Origin of the sequence: Streptomyces sp. NPDC048257, assembly GCF_043201855.1 — a bacterium.
GTDB lineage: Bacteria > Actinomycetota > Actinomycetes > Streptomycetales > Streptomycetaceae > Streptomyces.
The window spans coordinates 223,085-247,604 of record NZ_JBICZI010000001.1; the positions used below are offsets into that span (position 1 = coordinate 223,085).

Sequence of the window (24,520 nt, forward strand, 5' to 3'; positions counted from 1 at the left end):
GCCAAGCCGCCCCCAGCGCAAAGGCTCACGGAGGCGCCTCCGGCGACGCGGGGCCGCCGGCCGAGTCGGAGACGGCGCCAGAGACAGAGCGTTCATATCGCAACAGCCTGCAGCCACAGGGGCAGCAGCAGGAGCGACACGATCGAGCTCTTGATCACGATCGACGCGGAGAGGTCGACGCCGACGTCGTAGCGCTGCGCGAAGATGAACAGGTTCTGTGGGGTCGGCATCGCCGCGATCAGAACGAGGTACGCCAGCCACTCGCCCCGTACGCCGACGAGCAGCCCGCACACCGCCCAGGTCAGCAGCGGGAACGCCAGGCACTTGAAACCTATGAGGGCGAGTTCCTCGCGCGTGGTGCCCCGGAGGTCCAGGCCCAGGCCGCCCAGGTGGAGGCCGAGGGCGAACAGGGCCACCGGGGAGGCGCTGTCCCCGACGAACGCGGCGCCGTCCAGGACGACGTCCGGGACCCGTACCGAGAGCAGGTTGAGCAGGATCCCCGCGTTGCAGGCGAGGACCAGCGGGGTGGCCAGCGAGGCGCCGACGGCCCGGGAGAGGCGGCGGCCCGGGCCGCCCGCCTCGGGGCCCGCGCGGCCCAGTTCCATGAGGGCGATGACGACCAGGGACAGGACGCAGACCTGGAACAGCAGGATCGGGAAGATCGGCGCCGCCGTCCCGAACACGGTGATGAAGACGGGGACGGCGAAGTAGGCGGTGTTCACCTGGACTCCGGCCATCACGCGCAGCGCCACGTCTCGGGGTTCGCGCAGGCCGTGGGCGACCGCCGCCACGGCCACGGCGAGCACGGCGAGGGCCGCGGTCCCGGCGTAGCCGCCGATCGCCCGCCAGTTGAACAGGGCCCCGAGGTCGCTGGCGTAGATGTTGCCGAAGAGGTAGCAGGGGACGGCGAAGAGGAAGGCGTAGTCGGAGAAGACCTTGGAGGCCTCGGCCGGAACGATCTTCCGGCGGGCGAGCAGCACCCCGCCGCCGAAGGCCAGCAGAACCGGCACCAGCTTCTCCAACGCGGCTGCGCCACCCATCCCCGTATCCCCCATGATCGACAGGCAAGCAGCGTAGCCCTGACGGAGCCGGAGGGAGCCGGAGGGAGCATAGGCTGGTCCGATCATGAGCGACAAAGCCCGCGCCGGGCGCAGCCGGTTCCGCGAACGCGTCCGTACCTCCTCCTCGGCCTCCGGAGCCCGGATGCCCGGCGCGCTGGGGCAGCTCGCCGTGGTGCTGCGCACGCCTGCCAGAGCGGCGCAGCCCCTGTTCGCGCGGGCGCCCAAGCGGTGGCAGCGGGCGCTGCCGTTCGTCGTCGTCGGCATCTTCGTCGTGACCCTGCTGCCGGTGACGATCGCGGTGCTGGCGAACGACTACGGGGCGGGCGGCGGCTGGGCGGGCGCGCTGGGAGTGGCGCAGACCGTACCGCTGCTCCTCGCTGTGACCCGGCCGATGCACGCCTGGGCCGTCGTCCTGACCGCCGACACCGTCGCCGCGGTACTGCTGATGGGTGCCGACAAGGTGGCCGGGCACTCCTGGCCGTGGCCGCCGATGACCATCGTCGGCTATCTGGCGCTGATGGCCTGCCTGGGACTGCGCGAGTCCATCCGGACCCTGGTCGGGGTGTGGCTGGTGACCGGCGCCGTCGGTACGGTGCTGGGCTTCTCCCAACCCGACGGCGTGACGAACACCACCGCCCTGCTCTTCGTGCTCAGCGGGGTCATGCTGGTGCTGACGGGCGCGCTGCGCGGGCTCGGCGACGCCCAGCAGCGGGTCGCCGAGCAGGAGAGCATCAGCGAGGCGGAGCGGGCCCGGCGGACGCTGCTGGAGGAACGGGCCCGGATCGCCCGCGAGTTGCACGACGTGGTGGCCCACCACATGTCGGTGATCACGGTGCAGGCCGATTCGGCGCCGTACCGGGTGCCGGGGATGCCGGAGCCGGTACGGGAGGAGTTCGCGGCGATCGCGGCGAGCGCGCGGGAGTCGCTGGGCGAGATGCGGCGGCTGTTGACGGTGCTGCGCGGCGACGGGGCCGGCGGCGCGAACGGCGCCGACGGCGAGCGGGCCCCGCAGCCCGGGATCGACCGGCTGCAGCAGCTGGTGGAGGCGACCGTACGGGCCGGGCAGCCGGTGGAGTTGTCCCTGGCGGCCGGGGCGGCCGACGCGGCGCCGCCGGCGGTGGACCTGTCGGCGTACCGGATCGTGCAGGAGGCCCTGGCCAATGTGGTGCGGCACGCGCCCGGCGCGCCGACCCGGGTCTCGGTGACCGTGGACGAGGACGAGGTCCTCGTCCTCGTGGTCAACGGCCCGGCCCGGGACGTCGTGGTGGAGCTGGAGAGTTCGGGCACCGGGCACGGCCTGGTGGGCATGCGGGAGCGCGTACGGTTGACCGGCGGGACGCTCGACACCGGCCCGCTGCCCGACGGCGGCTTCCGGGTCGCAGCCCGGCTGCCGCTGAACGACCCGACCGAGGACTCAAGTTGACCATCCGCGTGATCATCGTCGACGACCAGGCCATGGTGCGGGCCGGGTTCGCCGCGCTGCTGTCGGCGCAGGCCGACATCGATGTGGTGGGCGAGGCCCCCGACGGACGGCAGGGGGTGCACGTGTCCCGTTCGACGCATCCCGATGTGGTGCTGATGGACGTGCGGATGCCGGAGATGGACGGGCTCACGGCCGCCCGGGAGATCCTCGATCCCCCGCCGGGGGTGGTGCACCGGCCGAAGGTGCTGATGCTGACCACCTTCGACATCGACGACTACGTGTACGAGGCGCTGCGCGCCGGAGCCTCCGGGTTCCTGCTCAAGGACGCCCCGCCGGCCGATCTGATCGCGGCGGTCCGGGTCGTCGCCTCGGGCGAGGCACTGCTGGCGCCCTCGGTGACCCGGCGGCTGATCGCGGACTTCGTCCAGCAGCGCCCGGCGCCGCGCAAGGACCCCGCGCTGCGGCTGAAGGGGCTCACCCCGCGCGAGACCGAGGTACTGGAGCTCATCGCGCGCGGGCTGTCGAACCAGGAGATCGCAGGGCACCTGGTGCTGGCGGAGCAGACGGTGAAGACGCACATCGGTCGGGTGCTGGCCAAACTCGACCTGCGGGACCGGGCGCAGGCCGTGGTCTTCGCGTACGAGGCGGGTCTGGTCCGGCCGGGCGACTCCGCCTGACGGCTGCGCGCCCGGTGCTGTCTCCTCCACCCCCTACCGGGGTATGACACCGGACTTGGCTCCACGGTTGGACGTGGGCGCGGATACCCCCTACCTACCTTCCTCCTCGTCACGAGGAGAGGAGAAGGGGCATGCGCCGCTTCGGAAGGACGATGGTCACGGCCGCGCTGGCGGTGGGCGTCGTCGGGGGGACCGCCGGGTGGGCTTCGGGCGACAGCCAGACGGCGGTCACCGGACCGCCGCCGGGGACCGTCGCCTGGCGGGCCGATACGGTGTCCGGCCGGTCGCTGCCCGATCCCGCGACCGCGGCGCCGCGCGAGGTGGCCGCGTTCTTCGCCGGACTGGACGACGCGGCGCGCCGCGAACTCGTACGGTCCCACCCGCTGGTGGTCGGCAATCTGGAGGGGGCGCCGCTCCCTCTGCGGTACGAGGCCAACCGGATCGCGGTCGCCGCCACGGGTGAGGCGCGCTACGCCTCCCTCGCCGCGCCGGACCGGCAGATCCTGGCCTTCGATCCGCGCGGCCGGGGCCAGGTGGCCGAGGTGTTCGGGGACCTGGAGCACGCGCGGCACGTCTCGGTGATCGTGCCCGGTTCGGACAACGACGCAGCCACCCACGACAACCGGCGCAAGCCCCACACCGGACCGGCGGGGATGGCCCGGGCGCTGCGCGAGGCCACCGGCGGGTCGACCGCCGTCGTCGCGTGGGCCGGTTACACGACTCCGGTCGGCGTCGGCCTGGACGCCGCAGACGGCCGGCTGGCCCGGGCCGGAGCGGTCCGTCTGGCCCGCTTCACCGCGGGACTCGACGCGGTCGGCGCACCCGACCCGGTGCTGTTCTGCCACAGCTACGGCTCGGTGGTGTGCGGGCTCGCGGCCCGGCACACCGACGCCACCGACGTCGTGGTCTTCGGCTCCCCCGGGATGCGCGCCGACACCGCGGCCGCGCTGCGCACCGGTGCACGGGTCTGGGCGGCCCGGGGCCCCTCCGACTGGATCGCCGACGTCCCGAACGTCGAGCTCGCCGGGATCGGCCACGGCGCCGACCCCACCTCCGCGGCCTTCGGTGCCCGCCGGGTGCCCGCAGGCGACGTACGGGGCCACACCGGCTACTTCACGCCCGGCACCCAGTCCCTGACGGCCTTCGCCGCGATCGCGAAGGGAGAGGCCCGATGAGCGCCTCCGCCACCCTGGCCCCGCTGCGGAAGGCCGCCGCGCGGATCGACCGGCAGACCCCCGCCGGCCGCGACCGCGCGATCGACGGGCTGCGCGCCCTGGCGCTGCTGGCGGTGCCCACCGGCCACTGGCTGCTCGGCGGTTTCACCCTCGACCCCGACGGCGGTCTGCACAACGCCAGCCCGCTGTCGGCGTTCGGCGGGCTGGCACCGGCCGGCTGGGTGCTCCAGATGCTCGGCATCTTCTTCCTCGTCGGCGGGTACGCCTCGGCACTCTCCTTCGGGCGCCGCACCGGCTCGACGGGCGCCTGGCTGAAGGGGCGCATCGTCCGGCTGGGGCGGCCGGTGCTCGGCGTGACCGTGGTGTGGGCACTGGCCGCGCCGGTGCTGTACGCGGCCGGAGTGCCGCAGGCGTCGTTGCGGACCGGGGCGAAGCTGGTGATCCAGCCGCTGTGGTTCGTCGGGGTGTACGTGGTGGTCACCGCGCTGACGCCGTACTGCGTGCGGGCGGCGCGGCGCCTCGGCGGCTGGGCGGCGGCCCCGCTGCTCGGTTCGGTCGCCGTGGTGGACTTCCTGCGCTACGGGCCGTTCGCCGACTACGTACCGCCTTGGCTCTCCGTGGTGAACGTCCTCCCCGGCTGGCTGTTCGCCTACCAGCTCGGCGTCTCCTGGGGCGAGCGGCGGATCGGGCGGCGCGGGGCCTGGCTGCTGCTGGCCGGCGGGACGCTGCTGTTCGCGGCGCTGCTGGCGGTCTTCCACTATCCGGCGTCGATGGTGGGCGTACCGGGTGCGGTACGGACCAACTCGCACCCGCCGTCGCTGCTGGTGCTGGCCCTGGCCTCGGCGCAGTCGGGGGCGGCGGTCCTGCTGCGCGACCGGCTGGCGAAGCTGCTGGCCCGGCCGGCGCTGTGGGCTCCGGTGGTCGTGATCAACCTGTCGGCGATGACGATCCTGTGCTGGCACCAGACGGCCATGCTGGCCGCGGCCGTACCCGGCTCGTTCGTGGGTGAGCTGGCCGGGCTCACGACGGCGCCGGACAGCCTCGGGTGGATCGCGGCGCGCCTGGCGTGGATGCCGGTGTTCGCGGCGCTGCTGGTGGGTCTCGCCCGCTACGCGCGCCGGTTCGAGGGCCCGCCGCGGGAGGGCCGCGGGGCGAGCGCGTTGCGCGGGACCGTGGCCGGCGTGCTGGCGGCGGGGTTCGCGGTGTTCGCGCTCGGCCTGGCCTGAGCAGCGGTCCCGGCCCCGCGTACGTGACGAGAGCGCCGCTCCCTGGAGGGAGCGGCGCTCTCGTCACGTACGGGTGCTCCGTCAGGCGATCGAGGCGGCGACGATCGCGGCGACGGCGATGTTGCAGGCGGCGGAGACCCAGACCGCCGGGTGGGGCTCCGGGTCGACGACGATGGCGCCGAGCTTGCCCGGGGTCACCAGGTCGAGCACGAGGAAGGCCACCGCCATCAGGATCAGGCCGAGCACGCCGAAGGCCGCGGTGGACAGCAGCCCCTTGCCGAAGTCCGCGTACGTCGTCCAGATCGAGGTGAAGACGATGCCGCCGATGCCGAGGAGCGCGGAGCTGAGGAAGAGGGCCGCGTTGCGGTTGCGCTCCTCCCAGATCTGCTTGGGAAGCTTCCCGGGCGTCAGCACGTCCACGAGGACGATGCCGAGGATCAGCAGGACCAGTCCGAGGGCGCCGTAGGCGCTGGTGCGGCCAAGTCCGTTGATGATGTCGCTCATTGAGAAGCCTGTCTCCGCGTGGGTGGGAAAGTATCTGCCGTGGGGAGGCCGAATCTATCGCACGGCCTTGACCCGGACCATGGGGAGGTCAGCAGATGGTAAAGGTCAGGGCCGCGCGACCGGCCGAGGCGGAGGACCTGACCGGGCTGGTGATGCGGTCCAAGGCGCACTGGGGGTACGCCGCCGGCTTCCTCGCCGCGTGCGCGGACGAACTGCGGATCCGGGCCGACGACGTGACGGCCCGCCGTGTCGTCGTGGCCGAGAACGGGCGGGGAGAGGTGCTCGGCGTCGCCTCCCTGGAGGGGACTCCCCCGCTGGCGGCGCTCGGGCTGCTGTTCGTGGAGCCGTCCGCCATCGGACAGGGCGTGGGCCGGCTGCTGTACCGGGACGCGCTGCAGCGGGCGGTGGAGCTGGGAGTGCGCCGGCTGGTGATCGACTCCGATCCGCATGCGGCCGGGTTCTACCGGGCGATGGGCGCGGTGGCCGCGCCGGACCCGGCTCCCGCCCCGGCGCCGGCTCTGGTCCGGTTCGAGGTGGCTCCGGCTCCGCTCGCCGGCTGGGCGCGGGCCTGGACCGGCGGCGGTCGGGCCGTACACCTGGGCAACGTCGCCGAGTTCAACGTGCAGTTCGCCGACGCGACCCTGGACCGGGAGCAGCGGCCCGCGCACCACTACGCCTGCCTCGCCGCCTTCTACAGCCCGTACCCGGCCGCGCTCGTGCTGCCGCGGCCGGTGCCGCGGGGCTGGACCGAGCTGGTGTGCCGCCAGCTCGGCTGGACCGGGGTCGAGGTGTACGACGGCGTGGTGGACCGGGATCCCGGCCTCGCCGAGGCCGTACGGTCCCGGCCGGCGCTGGCCGCACTGCTGACGGGAGCCGGGCTGCCCCTCGTACCGTGGGGGCGCACCCGGGCGTTCGGACGGCTGGTGGGCCGGCCGTGGCGGGCCGGGGAGCTGCGCTACGAGTCGAAGTCCGCGGCGCACGGGCTCTTCGGGCGGATCTTGGCGGGCGGTGGGCATCCGGGAATCGTGCTCCCCCGTCAGTGGCGGGCCGACGGGCGGTGGGCGGCGGCCCGGCTGCTGGCGGCCCGGACCAGGGCGGGCGAGAGCACTGTTCTGAAATCGGAGCACGGTGTCGGGGGTTCGGGCACCACGGTGCTCAGCCCGGCGCAGGTCCGCGCCGCGGGCGGGGCGCGGGCCGTGCTGCGGCGGCTGCCGCGCGGGCCGCTGCTCGTGGAGGAGTACGTCGGCGGTCCGGCGACCGCGGCCGGCGGCGACGGGGGCCCGCGCGATCTCACGTACGACGGGTTCGTCGACGACGCGGGCCGGGTGCACGACGTGGGCGGGGCGGTGATGGAGGTGACGGACGGCTGTTACCGGGGCGCCACGGTGGGGCCCGGAGTGGTGCCCGGGTGGGCGGAGAAACCCCTCGTCGCTTTCGGGGCGGAGGTGGGCCGGGAGCTGGCGGAGTCCGGCTACCGGGGCTGGTTCGACGTGGACTTCGTCGCCGACGCGCAGGGGCGGCTCGCGCCGACCGAGACGAACCTGCGGCTGACCGGGCCGTCGATCGCCTTCATGGTGGCGGCCCGGCTCGACGTACTGCGCGGCGCGGGGCACCTCGTGCGGATCGCCGACCGGGTGGAGCTGGGCGCACGGCTGCCCGAGGCGCAGCTCGACGAGTTGTGCGCGGCCCTGGTGCGGGGCTGTGCGGAGCTCGGGGCGGTGTTCGTCCCCGCGATCCCGACGGGGGCCTTCGATCCCGCGCCCTGGCTGGGTGTGCTGGTGGCCGCGCGCAGCACGGAGGTGCTGGACGCGGCCGAGGCACTGGTGCGGTCCGAGGCCCTGGCGGTCGGGGCGGTGTTCGGCCTGTCGTAGCCCCGCGCCGCGCGGTACGTCGAGCCCTGGCCCCGCGGTCGCCCCCGCGCACGCTCTCACCCTTCACGCATACCCCTTCCGGGTTCCCCCGGGCCCGTGCGATGCCGGATCGGTCCGGAACTCGTTGCCGTCAACGGTGATGTTCTCGCTGAGCCGGCCCACAAGCCGAAGCCGTGCAGACAGCGGGCCTTGGGCCCCGCACGGTGACGTCCCGCGACTCCCAGAGGAGGGCGGAGGGGGCGTCGCGGGTGGTCAAAGACCAGCGCGCCGAGCTGACGGCGCGTGAACTGCGGGTGCGGCGCAAGCGGCTGCCGATGGAGAAGGTGAATCTGCTGCACGTGGCGCGGTTGTGGCTGGACGGGCGGTCAACCGCGGACGACCAGCCGGTGGGGGAATGGACGCGGTTCGACCGTGTGGTGTGGGTGCCGCTGCGGGACGGCCGGGCGTTCGGCGTGGAGTTCCGCGACCCGGCCGCGTTCGCCAAGGTGTTCGGCGCCTTCGCGATCGCGGCGTGCGGAGGGCCCGACGTCGTCCGCGCGAGGGCCGCGGTGGAGAACTACCCGGATCCGCTCCCGGTACGGCCCCGTCGCACCGATGACGCGGGCTCCTGGATGGACCTCTTGGACATCTTCGACTGACAGCCGGAAACGGCAGCAAGGGGCAGCAGAGGGCAGCAGAACGTCCCGCCTTTCCGATGGGCGCGCGTGCTGATGATCCTCTGGACTGCCGCGGGAATCCGGGCCGGTCAGCGGTCCGGTCAGTCGTCCACCGGGTCGTGGAAGTCGAAGGGATCGGCCGGCTTGCTGACGACGTACGCCGCGACGACGGCTCCCGCGATCATCAGCGGGATGTTGAAGGTGTAGACGAGCGCGGCCTGGCGCGACCAGTCCTGTTTGGCGGCCAGCCGGTAGAAGTTGTCCTGCGGCCACCAGGACAACAGCAGGTAGGACACCGCCAGATGGGCGGCCACGGTGAGGGAGGGGCTCCGGCGCTGGCGCAGCATCCGGGCGCGGCCGCCGAACAGGAAGACCACGCCGACGCCGAAGGCGAGGCACTCGAACAGGTAGAGGAGGGAGAACAGGAACGCCCAGGGCTGGGGCACTCCGGTGAGGTCGGTCGATCCGGGCCACAGGAGATTGGTGACGATCAGGGCGACGAGGCCCAGGACTCCCCCGCAGCCGGCCGCGCAGGAAGCCGGTACCTCACCCTGGCTCGGCGCGGCCCCGTACTTGCCGGACCTGCTCCCGGCGGCCTGCGCCGCCGCGGGCAGGATGGGCAGCGGCAGGGCGTCCCGGTCCTCCCGGCCCGCCGCGTTGCGGGGCAGACTGCGCAGCCGGATCACGGTGCGCGGGAACTCCTCCCGGAGCACCTTCCCCGCCAGGTGCTCGCGCAGTTCCTCGATGTCCGGCAGCGAGGCGCCGACGGGCCACGCCCGGCCGCCGGGCGGCGGGGCCACGTACGCGACGAGCCGCCGCGGCCCGCGCGGGCCGTCGACCCCCTTCACGATGGCCGCGCCGATGCCCTCGTGGCTGCGGATGGCGGATTCGAGGGGGTGGGGGTCGAGCCGGCGGCCGTCGGGCAGGGTGATCCGGTCCCGGATGCGGCCGCCGAACTCCAGCAGCCCGTCCTCGCGGAGCAGGCCGAGATCGCCGGTGGGCAGGGCGTCGCCGCCGTCCGGCGGGGTGAGGCGGATCTCCCCGCCGCCTACCTCGACCCGGCAGCCGGGGAACGGGGTGCCGAGCAGGGAGATCTCCTCCGGGTCGTCCAACGGATGCGGCAGCTGCGGCAGTTCGAACCAGGTGCCGATGCCGGCGCACTCCGCGGGACCGTAGACGTTGAGCACGCGCGCGCCGGGGCGCAGCCGCACCTGCAGGGTCGCCTGCTCGTCGAGGTAGAGCCGGTCGCCGGAGACGGCGAGCAGGCGCAGCGACCGGCAGGCGGGGTCGGCCCCGCGGTGGGCCGGCGGGGTGGCGGCTCCCGGCTCCGCGTCCTGGATGAGGAGCCGGGCCGCGCCGGCCGGGTCGGTGTGCAGGACGGTGACGCGGTCGGTCTCGACGGCGGCGCGGATGTCCTCGGGCTTCCAGGGGGTTCGCCGGGAGAGGACGAGGGCGCCGCCCGAGCACAGGGCCCGTGTCCAGCCCGCGGCGAAGGCGGTGACGTCCGGACCGGCCGTGATCAGGTGCCGGTCCTGCGGGGTGGGCCGGGCCACCTCGGCCCAGCTCTCGTGGGCGGCGAGGAGCAGCCCGTGGCGGATCGGGACCGCGCGCGGCTCGGCCGCGCCGGTGAACAGGACGGCCGCGGTGCGGCCGGGTGCCGGGGCCGCCGGGAGCCCGGGGGGCCGGTCGGCGGGCTGTTCGGTGCGCGGCCCGGCGATCACGGGACCCTCCGCGTCGAGCGGGATCACCCGCAGGCCGCTGCCGTTGTCGAGGGCGGCCCGGTGGGCGGGGTCGGTGAGCAGGACGACGGGCTCGGCCGCGCTGAGCTGCCGGCGCCCGGTGCGCGGGGTCTCGACGTCGATGACGGTGTAGGCCCCGCCGGCCTTGAGGACGGCGAGGAGGGCGACGACCAGTTCGGCCTGCCGGGCGGTGCCGACGGCGACGAGCCCGCCGGGCGGCAGGCCGGAGTCGAGCAGACGGTGCGCCAGCCGGTCGGCGCGCGCGTCCAGTTCCCCGTAGGTCAGGCTGTCCGGGCCGGCGACGAGCGCGCGGGCGCCGGGGGTGTCCCGGGCCCACTGCCCGAAGCGGTGCAGGACGGTGTCGGTGGTTCGCTTGCCGAAGCGTACGGACTCGGATCCCTGCGTCATGGACCGATGATGCCACCGGGCACCGACAACGGCCGGGGGTCGGCAAAATCGCTCGTCCGGGCGGGAGTTGGCGGCTCCTACGGGCGGTTCCGGACCGAAAGCTTGACCTCGAGTTTGATTGAGGTCCTAGCGTGCCGGTCATGGACATGGAAGTCACCGCCTGGACCTCGCTGCACAGCGCGATCAACGCCACGCAGGACCGTCGCCCGTTCTCCCGGGCCGGCCTGCGCCGCGTCGCCGCCTTCGCCCGCCCGCACCGGCGCGGGCTCACCCTCTTCCTCCTGCTGAGCGTGGTGACCGCGCTGCTCGCGGTGGCCACGCCGGTGCTCGCCAGCCGGGTCGTCACCGCCATCGTGGACGGCCGCGACAGCTCGGCGGTCACCCGGCTGGCCCTGCTCATCGCGCTGATCGCGGTCGCGGAGGCCGGGCTCGGGCTGCTGACCCGCAGGCTCTCCGCCACCCTCGGCGAGGGGCTGATCCTGGACCTGCGGACGGCGGTCTTCGACCACGTGCAGCGGATGCCGGTCGCCTTCTTCACCCGGACCCGGACGGGAGCGCTGGTCAGCCGCCTCAACAACGATGTGATCGGCGCCCAGCGGGCCTTCAGCAACACCCTGTCGGGGGTGGTGGCCAATAGCGTCACCCTGCTGCTGACCCTCACCGTGATGCTGAGCATCTCCTGGCAGATCACCCTGCTGGCGCTGGTGCTGCTGCCGGTGTTCGTGCTGCCGGCCCGCCGGATGGGGACGCGGATGGCTGCGATGCAACGGGAGGCCTCCACGCTGAACGCCGCGATGGGCACCCAGATGACCGAGCGGTTCTCGGCTCCCGGCGCGACGCTGGTCAAGCTCTTCGGACGGCCTGCCGACGAGTCCGCGGAGTTCGCGGCACGGGCGGCGCGGGTGCGGGACATCGGGATCCGTACGGCGATGGCCCAGTCGGCCTTCATCACGGCCCTCACCCTGGTCTCTGCCCTGGCCCTCGCGCTGGTCTACGGGCTCGGCGGGTTCTACGCCCTGCGCGGGTCCCTGGACGCCGGTTCCGTCGTCGCCCTCGCGCTCCTCCTGACCCGGCTGTACGCGCCGCTGACCGCGCTCGCCGGCGCCCGCGTCGAGGTGATGAGCGCGCTGGTGAGCTTCGAGCGGGTCTTCGAGATCCTCGACCTCGAGCCGCTCATCGCCCAGAAGCCGGACGCCCGCCGGCTCCCGGAGGGCCCGGTGGCCGTGGAGTTCGACCGGGTCTCCTTCGGCTACCCCGCGGCCGACAAGGTCTCCCTCGCCTCCCTGGAGGAGGTCGCCACCCTGGATGCCCGGGGCGGTACGCAGGTGCTGCACGAGGTGTCGTTCCGGGCCGAGCCGGGGCAGATGATCGCCCTGGTCGGCTCGTCCGGCGCCGGCAAGTCGACCATCGCGCAGCTGCTGCCGCGGCTGTACGACGCCGACGCGGGCGCGGTCCGCCTCGGTGGGATCGACGTACGGGACCTCACGGCCGACTCGATCCGCGAGACCCTCGGCATGGTCACCCAGGACGGGCACCTCTTCCACGAGTCGGTACGGGCCAACCTGCTGCTGGCCCGCCCGGAGGCCTCCGAGGAGGAGATCTGGGAGGCCCTGCGGCGCTCGCGGCTGGACGGGCTCGTCGCCTCGCTGCCGGACGGGCTGGACACGGTGGTCGGGGAGCGCGGCTACCGGCTGTCGGGCGGGGAGCGGCAGCGGCTGACCATCGCCCGGCTGCTGCTGGCCCGCCAGCGTGTGGTGATCCTCGACGAGGCCACGGCGCACCTGGACTCGACCTCCGAGGCCGCGGTGCAGGAGGCGCTGGGCGAGGCCCTGGCGGGCCGGACCGCGGTGGTGATCGCCCACCGGCTGTCGACCGTACAGGCGGCGGACCTGATCCTGGTGGTCGAGGACGGCCGGATCGTGGAACGGGGCACGCACACCGAGCTGCTGGGGGCGGGCGGGCGGTACGAGGAGCTGTACCGCACCCAGTTCGCGGTGTCGGGCGGCGAGGCGCCGGTGTCGGGAGCATGATGCTCTGATGGACATCAAACTGGAACTCGTCGCCGTCCCCGTCACCGACATCGACCGGGCCAAGGCCTTCTACGAGAAGCTGGGCTTCAACGCCGACCACGACGTCACCGTCAGCGAGGACATCCGCTTCGTCCAGCTGACCCCGCCGGGCTCGGCGTGCTCGATCGCGATCGGCAAGGGGCTGACCCGGATGACGCCGGGGTCGCTGGACAACATGCAGGTCGTCGTCACCGACATCGAGGAGGCGTACGAGGATCTGCGCGGCCGGGGGGTGGAGGTGACGGAGATCCAGGACCTGCCGTGGGGCTCCTTCGTCTACTTCTCCGACCCCGACGGCAACGGCTGGGCGGTCCAGCAGACCACCCCGCGCAAGACGGCGGACACGCCCTGACGCGTGGGCGGTGTTCGAGCCTTCGCTCGCACCGCCCATTCTTCCTGGTCAGCGGCGATCGTTGGACGTTCCGCCGAGGGCATTCGGCGTCCCTGGTCCGGAATGCACATTGCGTACAAGGGTGTTGGGGGATTGGCTTGCCCGGGTCAAGACGGCGAGACTGCACCGAGGAAGCGAATGACATCCGTGCTCGACGGCTGCACCCCCTGGCCCGAGGAGTTCGCCGACCGCTACCGGGCCGCCGGGCACTGGCGTGGCGACACGCTGGACGGGCTGCTCCGCGACCGGGCCCTGCTCCACGGGCCGCGGACCGCGCTGGTGCAGGGCACCACCCGCCTCACGTACGCGAACCTGAACCGGCGCGCGGACCGCATGGCCGCCGGATTCCGGCTGCGCGGCCTGCGTGCCGGGCAGCGCGTCGTCGTCCAGCTGCCGAACGTTCCCGAGTTCGTCGTCACCGTCTTCGCGCTGATGCGCGCCGGCGCGGTCCCCGTGCTCTGCCCGCTCCCGTACCGCACTTCGGAGGTGTCCCACGTCGTGCGGGTCGCCGAGGCCACCGGCTACGTCGGCCCCGCGACGCACCAGGGCTTCGACCACACGGCAATGGCCGCCGAGATCGCCACCCAAGGGCCCTTCCTACGGCGGGTGTTCACGTACGAGCCGCCGGGCACCTCGTCCCCGTACGGCGGCTTCACGACCGACCCGTCGGGCTGTCACCACTTCCCCCTGGGGTCCCTGGACTCCCCGCCCGGGCCGGCGCTCCCGCAGGGCGCCGACCAGGTGGCGCTCTTCCTGCTCTCCGGCGGTACCACCGCGCCGCCCGCGCTCGTCCCGCGCACCCACGACGACTACGCCTACCAGGCGCGGGCCGCCGCCGAGCTGGTGGCGCTCACCGAGAACGACGTGTACCTCGCCGCGCTGCCCGTCGAGCACCACTTCACCTTCGGCAGCCCCGGCATCCTCGGCACCCTGTCCGTCGGCGCCACCGTCGTCCTGGCCGAGACCCCGGAACCGGCCGCGTGCCTGCCGGTCATCGCACGGGAGCGGGTGACCGTCACGACGGTGGTGCCCGACGTCGCCCGCCTCTGGCTCGACGCGCTTCCCGCGGTCCGGGCCGACGTGAGCAGTCTGCGGCTCGTGCAGATCGGCGGCGCGCCCCTGTCCCGGGCCACCGCCGAACGGGTGGGCCCCGAACTGGGCTGTCGCCTGCAGCAGGTACACGGCACGGCCGAGGGGCTGCTCACCCTCACCCGGCCCGCCGATCCGGACGAGAGCGTGCTCACCACGCAGGGCCGCCCGCTCTCGCCCGACGACGAGATCCGCCTGGTCGACGCCGACGGCAAGGACGTGCCCGACGGGGAGCCCGGCGAACTCCTCGCCCGCGGCCCTTGCACGCCGCGGGGCTACTACCGGGCGCCCGGCCACAACGCGCGCGCCTTCACCGCCGACGGCTACCTCCGCACCGGCGATCTGGCGCGGCGCACCCCGGACGGCAACCTCGTGGCGACCGGCCGCGTCACGCCCGAACCGCCGCGGTGAGGGTTCATCCCCGCGGCGGCACACGGCGCGTGGGGCTCATGCGTCCGCGGCGGCGTGGTGGTGGTCGAGCTCCCACGCGTGGTGCTTGAACTCGTGGCGGAAGTCGGCGTGGTCCTCCCACTGGCGGGCGATGCCGCGCAGTACGTCCCAGTTGTGCTCCACCGACTGGTCGATGACGCGGCGCATGGCCGGTTCGGCGGATTCCCGCTTCTCGATGAGGCCCTTGATCGCGGACGCCTCCAGGACGGAGTTGCGCAGGGCGCGCAGGGCGCGGGAGGTGTCGTCCATGGCGAATCCGTGTTCGCTGCCCGTTTCCTCGTCGAACAACGGGGTGAGCCGTGCCTCGATGAATGCGGTGATCCGCTCGAAGTGCTGCACGTCCATCGGGGGCTCCCTCTCCGGCCGGACCACTCCGTGGACCCGGCGTCTCCACTCGCTTCTGCTGTTCAGGGGGCCATTATCCAGGAGCGGGCCGGCCTGGTCCGCACGGGCCGGAACGGGCCGGAACGGGCCGGGACAGGCGCCAACTCCCCCCTCGCAAGGGCTTCTTCCTCATGATCTATTTTGATGATCTGTTGAGTGATATCGATAGGGGGACCGATGGACGAGAATTCCCGGCTGACGGAACGCTTCGAAGAGCACCGCTCTCATCTGAGAGCGGTGTCCTACCGCATGCTCGGCTCGCTCGCCGAGGCCGACGACGCCGTCCAGGAGGCCTGGCTGCGCCTCAACCGTTCCGACGTCGGCGATGTCGAGAACCTCGGCGGATGGCTGACGACGGTCGTGTCGCGCGTGTGCCTGAACATCCTGCGCTCGCGCGACTCCCGGCGCGAGGACTCCATGGACGCGTATCCCACCGACCCCGCCGTCAGCCGCGAGGACGCGGTCGACCCCGAGGAGGAGGCCGTACTCGCCGACTCGGTCGGGCTGGCGCTGCTGGTGGTGCTCGACCAGCTGGCACCGGCCGAGCGGCTCGCGTTCGTGCTGCACGACCTGTTCGCCGTCCCGTTCGACGAGATCGCCCCGATGATCGAGAAGTCCCCGGCGGCGACCCGTCAGCTCGCGAGCCGCGCCCGCCGCCGGATCAAGGGGGCCCCGCTGGTGCCCGAGGCCGACCTGACCCGTCAGCGCCTCGTCGTGGACGCCTTCCTCGCCGCCACCCGCGGCGGGAACTTCGACGCGCTCGTCACCCTGCTCCACCCCGATGTGGTGCTCCGGGCCGACAAGGCCGTCGGACCGACCCCGGCGCCCCTCCTCATCCGCGGCGCCGTCACCGTCGCCACGGGTGCGATGGCCGCCATGCAGCGGGCGCAGGCCACGGCGCCGGCCCTGGTCGACGGAGTGGTCGGCCTGGCGATGGCCCCGCTGGGACGTCTGTTCCTGGTCCTCGGCTTCACCATCGAGGACGGCCTGATCACCGAGATCGACATCGTGGCGGAACCGGAGCGGCTCGGCGCCCTCGAACTCGCCGCGCTCGACGTCTGACACCCGTGTCCGACGGCCGGAAGCGGCCGTAGCGATTCCGTGCCGCGGCCGCCTCTTCTGGGCCGCGGCACGGCGCTCTGCTGGAGAGCGCCGTCTACGAGAAGGGCGGACGCCTCGTCCCGCTGTCACGGCCGCCCCCTGCTGCCGCTGCGCCGGCACGGGCTGAGGGAGTGGAAGCCGGCCGGCGGCTCCTTCCGCGAGGCCGTCCGCGAGCAGGCGCGCCGGGACGAGGAGCGAAGGCGTGAACGGGCGCGGGAGAAGGAGGAGTGCGGAGCTCCGGCTCCTCCACCGGTGGCGGCTACGGCGGGGGATGCGGCGGCGGGTGCGGCGGGTGCGGCGGCTGCGGGTGCGGCTGACCCGGCCGGCTATTGCGTGCCGGGAAGCCGGACCGTGACGAGGAGGCCGCCGGTGGGGCGGGGGACGAGGTCGAGGGTCCCGTCGTGGGCGCGGACGATGCTGTGCACGATGGCGAGGCCGAGGCCGACGCCGGCGTGCTCGTCGGTGCGTACGCGTTCCGCTCCGCGCTGAAAGGGTTCGATCAGGGTGGGCACCAGTTCCGGTGGGAGCCGGCCGCCCGCGTTCTCGACCCGCAGCACGCTCGTGCCGCCGTCCGCCTCGGTGTGGACCGTCACGGTGCCGCCGGTGGGGAGGTTGTGGACGACGGCGTTCTGGACGAGGTTCGTCACCATCCGCAGCAGGAGCTCCGCGGAGCCACTGGTCGGGGCCGCCCCGCCGGTGACGTCGAGCGTGATCCGGCGCCGTTCGGCGAGGGGAAGCAGTGTTTCGGCGGCTTCTTCGGCGAGGAGGGAGAGGTCGACGCCTTCGCGGGTGAAGTTCCCGCGGTCGCCACGGCTGAGCAGCAGGAGGGCCTCGGTGAGGTCGATCGCGCGCGCGTTGACGGCGTGCAGGCGTTCGATGAGTTCGCCCCGGTCCCGGGTGGGGTCCTTGCGGGCGACGTCGAGGAGCGTCCGCGAGATCGCCAGCGGGGTGCGCAGTTCGTGGGAGGCGTTCGCGGCGAACCTCTGCTGCTCGGCGACGTGGGACTCGAGCTGTCGGAGCATCGAGTCGAACGCGTCGGAGAGTTCACGGAATTCGTCCTGGCGGCCCTGCATGCGGATCCGGTGGGACAGCGAGCCGTTCCCGGCCATCCGTGCCGCGTTCGTGATCCGTCCCAGTGGTGCGAGCATCCGGCCGGCGAGGATCCATCCCCCGGCGAGGCCGAACACGAGCAGCAAGGCCATGGCCACGGCCGCGGCGGGAAAGAAGGTGCGTACGAGGAGGTAGCGGTTGGGCGAGATCCCGAGAAGGCCCTGGGAGTTGTCGGGCACGTAGCGCAGCAGGAACATCCACACCACGGCCAGCAGGAGGGCGCCGGCGACGGCGAGGAACCCGGCGTAGCTGAGGGTGAGTTTCAGTCGGGCGCTGAGCCCCGGGCGTCTAGGCATCGGCATGCGTCCTGCCGGGGGAGGCGGCGTCCGTACCGGTGTCGATCCGGTAGCCGACGCCGGGCACCGTGGCGATGATCCATGGTTCGCCGAGCCGTTTGCGCAGGGCGGAGACGGTGATGCGCACGGCGTTGGTGAGGGGGTCGGCGTTCTCGTCCCAGGCCCGTTCCAGCAGCTCCTCGGCGCTGACGACCCCGCCCTCGGCGGCGACGAGGACTTCCAGCACGGCGAACTGTTTGCGGGTGAGCGCGATGTAGTGGCCGTCGCGGAAGACCTCCCGGCGGAAGGGGTCGACCCGCAGGCCCGCGATCTCGCGGACCGGGGGCCGGGCGTACGCGCGTCTGCGGTCGAGGGCTCTCAGCCGCAGGACGAGCTCCCGCAGCTCGAACGGTTTGGTGAGGTAGTCGTCGGCGCCGAGCCCGAACCCGGAGGCCTTGTCGTCGATCCGGTCGGCAGCGGTCAGCATGAGGATCGGAATGCCGCTGCCGGAGGCGACGATGCGCCGGGCGACCTCGTCGCCGGAGGGGCCGGGGATGTCGCGGTCGAGGACCGCGAGGTCGTAGGAGTTGACGCCGAGCAGTTCCAGGGCGGAGTCGCCGTTCCCGGCGATGTCGGCGGCGATCGCCTCCAGCCGCAGACCGTCACGGACGGCTTCGGCCAGGAAGGGTTCATCCTCGACGATCAGTACGCGCATGTCCGAAGCCTAAGAGACGTCCGCGCACCCGACGGCACACCCGGCATGCGGCTCAGCCCGCCGGCACCGGCGCGGGGCGCGGCCGGTCCGACGGCGCCCCCGCCGTCGTGCGCCACCAGCGGCGCGACGCCAGCCCGGCCAGCGCGGCGCCGGCCGCGTTCACCAGTACGTCGTCCACGGAGGACACCCGGTCCAGCTGCAGGACGTACTGTGCGGTTTCGACCAGGACCGAGCAGCCCGCCCCGAGCGCGAGGATCCGCGGTACGGACGCCAGGGCCGCGAACCGGATCGGGGCGAAGAACCCCAGCGCGGCGAAGACCAGCAGGTTGCCGCCGATCCCGAGCGGCCCCATCGTGACCAGGTCCCGCAGCGGTACCAGGCTCACCCGGGCGGGAACGATGCCGGCCGCGCCGCCCGGCATCATGGTCATCCACACGAACGGCGCCGTCCCGTGGACCATGCCCACCTCGGCCAGCGACATCCGCCACGCGGACGTGACGCCGGCGGCGCGCCGGCGGCGCGCCAGGGCCCACGCCACCAGTACGGCCAGCGGCAGCGTGACCAGCGTCATGAGCACCACACCGTTGAAGGTGTCGAGGCAGCCGTGCCACCGCCCGGCCCTGCACGTCGGGGCGGACATCATGAGCGGCATCCGCACGACGTACAGGGCGCTCGCCGCGCCGAGGACCGCCAGGCCGATGAGGACGATCCCGCGCGTGCGGCGGGGCGGTGCCGACAGGGGTGCGTTGTGGTTCATGCGCTCATTGGAGACGGAGGGCCGTTGTGGTGGCGTATCCGATTTTCGATACGCCCGCGATACACGGACCTTCAGGGCGCGAGCACGTCCAGTTCCTCCAGTGCGCCCACCGCTATCCGGCGGGTCAGCGCCTCGGCGCGCGCCGCGTCGCCCTCGCGGACCGCCTCGGCCACCTGGACGTGCAGGGTGACGGCGGCGGGGTCGGGATCGTGGAACATCACGGCGTGTTCGGTGCGGCCCGTCAGGACCTCGGCGACGACGTCCCCGAGGCGGGCGAACATCTCGTTGCCGGAGGCGTTCAGCACCACGCGGTGGAACGCGATGTCGTGCCGCAGATAGCCCTCGAGCTGGTGGCCGCGCGAGGTACGGACCATGCCGAGGGCCGCCTCGGTGAGTTCGGCGCACTGCTGCGGCGTGGCGAGCGTCGCGGCGAGTCCGGCCGCGACCGGTTCGATCGCGGAGCGCAGCACGGTGAGGGACCGCAGCTGCCGGGGCCGGTCGGTGCCGGCCAGCCGCCAGCGGATCACACGCGGGTCGTAGACGTTCCACTCGTCGGTGGGGCGCACCGTGACACCGACCCGGCGGCGGGACTCGACCAGGTGCATCGACTCCAGGACCCGGACGACCTCCCGTACGACGGTGCGTGAGGCGTCGAAGCGTGCGGCGATCTCGTCCGTGCGCAGGACACTGCCCGGCCGGTACTCCCCCGCCGTGATCGCGAGGCCGAGGGTGTCCAGCACGCGGGTGTGGAGCCCCTGTCCCTGTCCTGGACTGCCTTCGGTGGTCATGGCGTAAGCGTACGGTGACGCCCAGGGCAACAAAAGATGTGATGTTTCCGGCCTGAGGCTTGAATAAGTACTACTTAATAGGCTTCAGTGGTGCCCACACGAACCGATGTCGACGAGGACAGCGAGGCAGGCGTGAGCACCCAGCGGGTCATTGTGGTGATGGGCGTGGCCGGTACGGGCAAGACGACCGTGGGCCGGCTGCTCGCCGAGGCGCTCGGCATTCCGTACGCGGAGGGCGACGCCTTCCACCCGGCGGCCAACGTCGCCAAGATGTCGGCCGGCACGCCGCTGGACGACGCGGACCGGTGGCCGTGGCTGGACGCCATCGGTGAGTGGATCCGCAACCGCGCCGATCTGGGCGGCGGTGTGGTCGCCGCTTCGTCGCTCAAGCGCGCCTACCGCGACCGGCTGCGCGCCGCGGCCCCCCGGACCGTATTCGTCCACCTCACCGCCGAGCGCCCGCTGATCGAGAAGCGCATGGCCGCGCGCAAGGGCCACTTCATGCCCACCACGCTGCTGGACTCGCAGTTCGCCGCGCTGGAGCCGCTCCAGGACGACGAACTCGGCGTCGTCGTCGACGTGTCCGGGTCCCCGGAAGACATCACCGAGCGGGCGCTGGCCGCCCTGCGCCACCTCCCCCCACACGAGAACTGAGGAAACGTCACCGTGACCGGTCTCAGCGTCGAGACACTGGCAGCGGCCGCCACCGGACCGATCACCTCGGCCGGAAACACCCAGCTGGGGATAGCCGTCCTCGCGGGCATAGCCGTCATCGTCGTGCTCATCACCCGCTTCAAACTGCACGCCTTCCTGGCCCTGACGGTCGGCTCGCTGGCCCTCGGAGTCTTCGCGGGCGCGCCGCTCGCCAAGACGATCGCCAGCTTCACCGCCGGACTCGGCGCCACGGTCGCGGGCGTCGGCGTACTGATCGCGCTCGGTGCGATCCTCGGGAAACTGCTGGCGGACTCGGGCGGCGCGGACGAGATCGTGGACACGATCCTCGCCCGGGCCAAGGGCCGGGCCATGCCGTGGGCGATGGTGCTGATCGCCTCGGTGATCGGGCTGCCGCTCTTCTTCGAGGTCGGCATCGTGCTGCTGATCCCGGTGGTGCTGCTGGTGGCCAAGCGGGGCAACTACTCCCTGATGCGGATCGGCATCCCGGCGCTGGCCGGCCTGTCGGTGATGCACGGGCTGGTCCCGCCGCACCCCGGTCCGCTCGTCGCCATCGACGCGCTCGACGCGAACCTGGGCGTCACCCTCGCCCTCGGTGTGCTCGTGGCGATCCCGACCGTGATCATCGCCGGGCCGCTGTTCTCCCGGTACGCGGCGCGGTGGGTGGACATCCCGGCGCCGGAGCACATGATCGCGCCGCGCCCCTCGGCGGAGCCGGAGCACCGCCCCCGGTTCGGGGCCACGGTGTTCACCGTGCTGCTGCCGGTGGCGCTGATGCTCGTGAAGGCCCTGGTCGACATCGTGGTCGACGACCCCACCCAGCCGGTGCAGCGCGTGGCCGATGTCGCGGGCTCCCCGATGATCGCGCTGCTCGCGGCGGTCCTGGTGGGCATGTTCACGCTGGGCCGGGCGGCCGGATTCACCCGGGAGCGGATCTCGGCCACGGTCGAGAAGTCCCTGGCCCCGATCGCGGGCATCCTGCTGATCGTTGGCGCGGGCGGCGGCTTCAAGCAGACGCTGATCGACGTGGGCGTGGGTCAGATGATCCTGGACGTGTCGGAGAACTGGGCCGTTCCCACCCTGTTGCTGGCCTGGCTGATCGCCGTGGCCATCCGCCTGGCCACCGGCTCGGCGACGGTGGCCACCATCTCGGCGGCCGGACTGGTGGCTCCGCTCGCGGCGGACATGTCCACCACCGGGACCGCGCTGCTCGTCCTGGCCATCGGGTCCGGCTCGCTGTTCTTCAGCCACGTCAACGACGCCGGCTTCTGGCTGGTCAAGGAGTACTTCGGGATGACCGTCGGTCAGACCCTGAAGACCTGGTCGGTGATGGAGACCCTCATCTCGGTGGTCGGCCTGGGCTTCGTCCTGCTGCTGTCACTGGTCCTGTAGCCGCAGCCGGTCGGTCCTGCAGCTGGGCGGCGGCGAGCGCGAGGCCGCCCGCCGCCGTCGCGCAGCGGGCCGCCAGCCGGGTGACCTCGGCGCGCAGGGCCTCGGTCTCGGGGCCGTGCCACCCGGGCGCGGCGGCTGCACCGTGCAGCCGGACCGCGTGGGTGCGCAGCGCGGCGGCGTGACCCGACAGGCCGCCGTCCGGCGGCCGGGGCGCCGGACGGGGCGGCCGGTTCGCGACACGGCGGCGGGCCGGGCCGCGGCCGGATACGGACGCGGACGCGGGCCCCGCCGCGGGGGGCCGTTCGGGCAGACCCGGGCCGCGGTCGCAGAAGGCCCAGAAGGCGGCGCCGAGACCGAGGACGGGTTCGGCGGTCTGGGCCCGGCCGGTGGCGACCTGCCAGCCGGCGTGGTCGTTGAAGGGGTTCGCGTCGGTCAGGGCGTTCCAGGCCAGGATGTCGGCGAAGGACGGGGCCAGCAGCGAGAAGGCGTGCTGCGCGCCCCGCTCGCGCATGATGGCGCGGAAGAGCCGGACGGCCTCGGCCTGGTGGCCCGCTGCGACCGCGCCCAGGACCGCCGCCGCGCCGGGGTCGTCGAACAGTTCGGGGTGGCCCGCACTCGCGGCCCGGATCCGGGCCTTCAGTCCGCAGACGGCGATGCTGATCGCGAGGCTCTCGCGGCCGGCCAGGATTCCGGCGAGCCGGCCGGCCCGGGCGACGCCCCGGCCGCGCGGGGCCCAGCCGAGACCGGCCGGATCGGTGAGGGTACGCAGCAGGGTGCGCCAGCCGAGCCGGGTACGGCCGCCCCGGGCGAGGGCGGCTGCGGGCAGCCGGGCTCCGAAGGCCAGAGCGGAGGCGCAGCGGGCGGCCTCACCGACCGCGTCGGCGGCCTCGGCGAGTGCGCGGCACGGGGCGTCGAGCAGGTCGATGTCCGGGGCGGTGGACGCGGAGGTCGCGGCGTCGGGCATGTCATCCTCGTGGGGTTCGGCAGGGTTCGGGGGCGGGGCGGGATCGGGCAGGGTCGATCGCGGAGCCTCGGGCGCCGGGGCACCGGGGAGGGTCAGCGGCGCGTGAGCGTGAGCCGGATGCCGTGCGGGTCGAGCGTCGCGGGCAGCGGTCCCACAGGGTCCAGCACCGGCCGGCTGCGGCCGATCCGGTGGCTCCGCAGCACCTCGGCGCAGAGCGCGGCGGTGATCAGCAGGCCGAGCTGGTCGCCAGGACAGCGGCCGTCGCCGTGGCTGAAGGGCGCCATCCGGATGTCCTGGTCCGCGCCCGGGTTCTTCCACCGGCCGGGCACGAACACGTGCGCCGCCGGAACCCGTTCGGGGTCGCGCTGGTGGAACGCCGCGGGCAGCAGCACCGAGGTGCCGGCCGGGTAACTCACGCCCCGCCACTCGGTCTCGGCGCGGGTGACGCGGATCAGGTCGGGCACCACCGGGTACAGCCGCAGGGACTCCCGGACGCAGGCCCGCAGCCGGCGCAGCTCGCCCCGGTCCGCACAGGCGGCGGGCTCGGCGGCCGCCTCGGCCGCGGCCAGGTCCTGCTCAGCGGGGTGCGCCCCGAGCAGGAGCAGGGTGCGCAGCAGCGTGTCCGGGACGGCGTCCATGGCCAGCAGCCAGTGCTGGGCCCGGCCGACGGGGTCGAAGGTTCCGGTGGGGTCGGCGAGGCGGGCGGCCCGCCCGAGGAGGGTGTCGGCGTCGGCGTGGCCCGCGTACGCCGCGATGCGGGCGCGGGCCTTGTCGTGCACGGAGCGGGCTGTGCGCACCCGGCCGCCGCGCGGGCTCATGCCCTCGGCGCGCAGCTGGGTGAGCCATCCGGTGAGCTCCTCGTCCGCGGCGGCCGCGGCGCCGAGCACGATCCGCCGGGCGGCCCGGCGGACGGCGTACCGGGCGCGGGCGAGGTCGAGGGCGGGGGCGGCGGTCAGGTGCCGGGCCTCTTCGGCGAGGGCCGCGAGGAAGGGCCCGCAGGAGGGGTGCACGGGCCGGCCCGCGGCCAGCACCTCGGCGCTGACCTGCCGTCGCTCCGCGCGGAGTTCGCCGCGGGAGCAGCCTGTGTCGGCGGGCTCCTCGTGGCTCCGGCTCAGGTCTCGGCACTTGTCCGGCGGGTCGGCGGCGAGGACGCTGACGGGTTCGTCGTAGAACCGGCGCAGGTCCCTCGGGTCGAGGAGGACGAGGAAGGTCCGCCCGGAGCGGGTGCGTACGAGGGCGGGCGCGTCCCCGTGGCGTGCGCGCAGGGCGCGCAGCGCGGCGGCGGAGGCGGAGGCGCGCACCGTGGCCGGACGGGGCCGGGCGACGCGCAGCAGTCCGCCGAAGGCGGCGAGAGCCGCGCGGCCGGTGGTGTCGGGGGCGGGGGCCGCGTACCGCAACGACTGTTGTACGGATGTCCGCCGGCCGGGGGCATCCGCGCCGAGCCCCGGCAGGGCGGGCCCGCGGTCCGCGAGCGGCGCCGCACCGCGGGCCGCCCGGCCGACTCGCTCGGGACGTCGCCGGGCGGCGAGGGCCCGTACCCGGGCTCGGAGCCCGTCGAGGGCGGCCCCTTGGACCGTACGCATCCGTGTACCTCCGCGGCGGGAGCGACAACGCTCGGCGACA

Annotated in this window: 22 protein-coding genes; 12 read left to right on the forward strand and 10 right to left on the reverse strand. The window is 73.7% G+C overall.

The annotated features are described in order from the left end of the window. Positions 1 to 92: 92 nt before the first annotated feature. The gene (locus ACGFZK_RS01050; RefSeq protein WP_393846706.1) at positions 93 to 1,040 is read right to left on the reverse strand and encodes an AEC family transporter; all 948 of its coding nucleotides are present in this window, start codon (positions 1,038 to 1,040) and stop codon (positions 93 to 95) included. 85 nt (positions 1,041 to 1,125) lie between these two features. Between ACGFZK_RS01050 and ACGFZK_RS01055 the strand changes: the two genes are divergently transcribed. The 4 genes from ACGFZK_RS01055 (at position 1,126) to ACGFZK_RS01070 (ending at position 5,562) form a co-directional block, all read left to right on the forward strand. Further along, positions 1,126 to 2,484, forward strand: a complete 1,359-nt coding sequence (locus ACGFZK_RS01055; protein ID WP_393846707.1) for a sensor histidine kinase — start codon at positions 1,126 to 1,128, stop codon at positions 2,482 to 2,484. Continuing rightward, on the forward strand, positions 2,481 to 3,161 hold the full coding sequence (locus ACGFZK_RS01060; RefSeq protein WP_393846708.1) for a response regulator: 681 nt from the start codon (positions 2,481 to 2,483) through the stop codon (positions 3,159 to 3,161). The genes ACGFZK_RS01055 and ACGFZK_RS01060 overlap by 4 nt, the downstream gene beginning before the upstream one ends. Positions 3,162 to 3,292: 131 nt before the next feature. Next, on the forward strand, positions 3,293 to 4,336 hold the full coding sequence (locus ACGFZK_RS01065) for an alpha/beta hydrolase (RefSeq protein ID WP_393846709.1): 1,044 nt from the start codon (positions 3,293 to 3,295) through the stop codon (positions 4,334 to 4,336). After that, positions 4,333 to 5,562 carry an acyltransferase gene (locus ACGFZK_RS01070; RefSeq protein WP_393846710.1) on the forward strand — a complete coding sequence of 410 codons (1,230 nt, stop codon included), beginning with the start codon at positions 4,333 to 4,335 and terminating at the stop codon, positions 5,560 to 5,562. Before ACGFZK_RS01065 ends, ACGFZK_RS01070 begins: the two co-directional genes overlap by 4 nt. A gap of 81 nt (positions 5,563 to 5,643) precedes the next feature. Here ACGFZK_RS01070 and ACGFZK_RS01075 read toward each other — a convergent pair whose 3' ends face one another. After that, positions 5,644 to 6,066, reverse strand: a complete 423-nt coding sequence (locus ACGFZK_RS01075) for a DUF350 domain-containing protein (protein ID WP_393846711.1) — start codon at positions 6,064 to 6,066, stop codon at positions 5,644 to 5,646. A gap of 95 nt (positions 6,067 to 6,161) precedes the next feature. Between ACGFZK_RS01075 and ACGFZK_RS01080 the strand changes: the two genes are divergently transcribed. Together ACGFZK_RS01080 and ACGFZK_RS01085 are read left to right on the forward strand one after the other, a co-directional pair. Continuing rightward, positions 6,162 to 7,937 (forward strand): GNAT family N-acetyltransferase, encoded by a 1,776-nt coding sequence (locus ACGFZK_RS01080; RefSeq protein ID WP_393846712.1) that lies wholly within the window; start codon positions 6,162 to 6,164, stop codon positions 7,935 to 7,937. A gap of 248 nt (positions 7,938 to 8,185) precedes the next feature. Continuing rightward, positions 8,186 to 8,575 (forward strand): hypothetical protein, encoded by a 390-nt coding sequence (locus ACGFZK_RS01085; protein ID WP_393846713.1) that lies wholly within the window; start codon positions 8,186 to 8,188, stop codon positions 8,573 to 8,575. 119 nt (positions 8,576 to 8,694) lie between these two features. Here the strand turns inward: ACGFZK_RS01085 and ACGFZK_RS01090 are convergent, their stop codons facing one another. Next, positions 8,695 to 10,740 (reverse strand): AMP-binding protein, encoded by a 2,046-nt coding sequence (locus ACGFZK_RS01090; protein ID WP_393846714.1) that lies wholly within the window; start codon positions 10,738 to 10,740, stop codon positions 8,695 to 8,697. 140 nt (positions 10,741 to 10,880) lie between these two features. Here ACGFZK_RS01090 and ACGFZK_RS01095 point away from each other — a divergent pair, with 140 nt between their 5' ends. From ACGFZK_RS01095 to ACGFZK_RS01105, 3 genes are all read left to right on the forward strand, one after another. Continuing rightward, on the forward strand, positions 10,881 to 12,770 hold the full coding sequence (locus ACGFZK_RS01095; protein ID WP_393846715.1) for an ABC transporter ATP-binding protein: 1,890 nt from the start codon (positions 10,881 to 10,883) through the stop codon (positions 12,768 to 12,770). A 7-nt stretch (positions 12,771 to 12,777) separates the two neighbouring features. Beyond that, complete coding sequence (locus ACGFZK_RS01100) at positions 12,778 to 13,161, forward strand: VOC family protein (protein WP_393846716.1); 384 nt, start codon at positions 12,778 to 12,780, stop codon at positions 13,159 to 13,161. Between the two features lie 177 nt (positions 13,162 to 13,338). Then, positions 13,339 to 14,700 carry a (2,3-dihydroxybenzoyl)adenylate synthase gene (locus ACGFZK_RS01105; protein ID WP_393846717.1) on the forward strand — a complete coding sequence of 454 codons (1,362 nt, stop codon included), beginning with the start codon at positions 13,339 to 13,341 and terminating at the stop codon, positions 14,698 to 14,700. Positions 14,701 to 14,736: 36 nt separating this feature from the next. On the opposite strand, the gene ACGFZK_RS01110 is transcribed toward ACGFZK_RS01105, so the two are convergent. After that, entirely contained in the window at positions 14,737 to 15,084 is a 348-nt protein-coding gene (locus ACGFZK_RS01110; protein WP_393846718.1) for a hypothetical protein, read from the reverse strand. A 216-nt stretch (positions 15,085 to 15,300) separates the two neighbouring features. On the opposite strand from ACGFZK_RS01110, the gene ACGFZK_RS01115 reads away from it, so the two are divergent. Beyond that, positions 15,301 to 16,185 carry a sigma-70 family RNA polymerase sigma factor gene (locus ACGFZK_RS01115; protein ID WP_393846719.1) on the forward strand — a complete coding sequence of 295 codons (885 nt, stop codon included), beginning with the start codon at positions 15,301 to 15,303 and terminating at the stop codon, positions 16,183 to 16,185. 365 nt (positions 16,186 to 16,550) lie between these two features. On the opposite strand, the gene ACGFZK_RS01120 is transcribed toward ACGFZK_RS01115, so the two are convergent. From ACGFZK_RS01120 to ACGFZK_RS01135, 4 genes are all read right to left on the reverse strand, one after another. Further along, complete coding sequence (locus ACGFZK_RS01120; RefSeq protein WP_393846720.1) at positions 16,551 to 17,630, reverse strand: sensor histidine kinase; 1,080 nt, start codon at positions 17,628 to 17,630, stop codon at positions 16,551 to 16,553. Next, positions 17,623 to 18,324, reverse strand: coding sequence for a response regulator transcription factor (locus tag ACGFZK_RS01125; RefSeq protein ID WP_393846721.1), 702 nt, complete (start codon positions 18,322 to 18,324; stop codon positions 17,623 to 17,625). Before ACGFZK_RS01125 ends, ACGFZK_RS01120 begins: the two co-directional genes overlap by 8 nt. Positions 18,325 to 18,376: 52 nt before the next feature. Next, positions 18,377 to 19,081 carry a VanZ family protein gene (locus tag ACGFZK_RS01130; RefSeq protein ID WP_393846722.1) on the reverse strand — a complete coding sequence of 235 codons (705 nt, stop codon included), beginning with the start codon at positions 19,079 to 19,081 and terminating at the stop codon, positions 18,377 to 18,379. 71 nt (positions 19,082 to 19,152) lie between these two features. After that, positions 19,153 to 19,869, reverse strand: a complete 717-nt coding sequence (locus tag ACGFZK_RS01135; protein WP_393846723.1) for a FadR/GntR family transcriptional regulator — start codon at positions 19,867 to 19,869, stop codon at positions 19,153 to 19,155. A gap of 132 nt (positions 19,870 to 20,001) precedes the next feature. Between ACGFZK_RS01135 and ACGFZK_RS01140 the strand changes: the two genes are divergently transcribed. After that, positions 20,002 to 20,523: a gluconokinase gene (locus tag ACGFZK_RS01140; RefSeq protein ID WP_393847255.1), complete on the forward strand. Its 522-nt coding sequence runs from the start codon at positions 20,002 to 20,004 to the stop codon at positions 20,521 to 20,523. Between the two features lie 12 nt (positions 20,524 to 20,535). Further along, positions 20,536 to 21,933 (forward strand): gluconate:H+ symporter, encoded by a 1,398-nt coding sequence (locus tag ACGFZK_RS01145; RefSeq protein WP_393846724.1) that lies wholly within the window; start codon positions 20,536 to 20,538, stop codon positions 21,931 to 21,933. Here the strand turns inward: ACGFZK_RS01145 and ACGFZK_RS01150 are convergent. Both ACGFZK_RS01150 and ACGFZK_RS01155 read right to left on the reverse strand, forming a co-directional pair. Next, positions 21,881 to 22,897 (reverse strand): hypothetical protein, encoded by a 1,017-nt coding sequence (locus ACGFZK_RS01150; protein WP_393846725.1) that lies wholly within the window; start codon positions 22,895 to 22,897, stop codon positions 21,881 to 21,883. The two genes, ACGFZK_RS01145 and ACGFZK_RS01150, sit on opposite strands and share 53 nt — an antisense overlap. 92 nt (positions 22,898 to 22,989) lie before the next feature. After that, positions 22,990 to 24,480, reverse strand: a complete 1,491-nt coding sequence (locus tag ACGFZK_RS01155) for a cytochrome P450 (RefSeq protein ID WP_393846726.1) — start codon at positions 24,478 to 24,480, stop codon at positions 22,990 to 22,992. Positions 24,481 to 24,520: the final 40 nt, after the last annotated feature.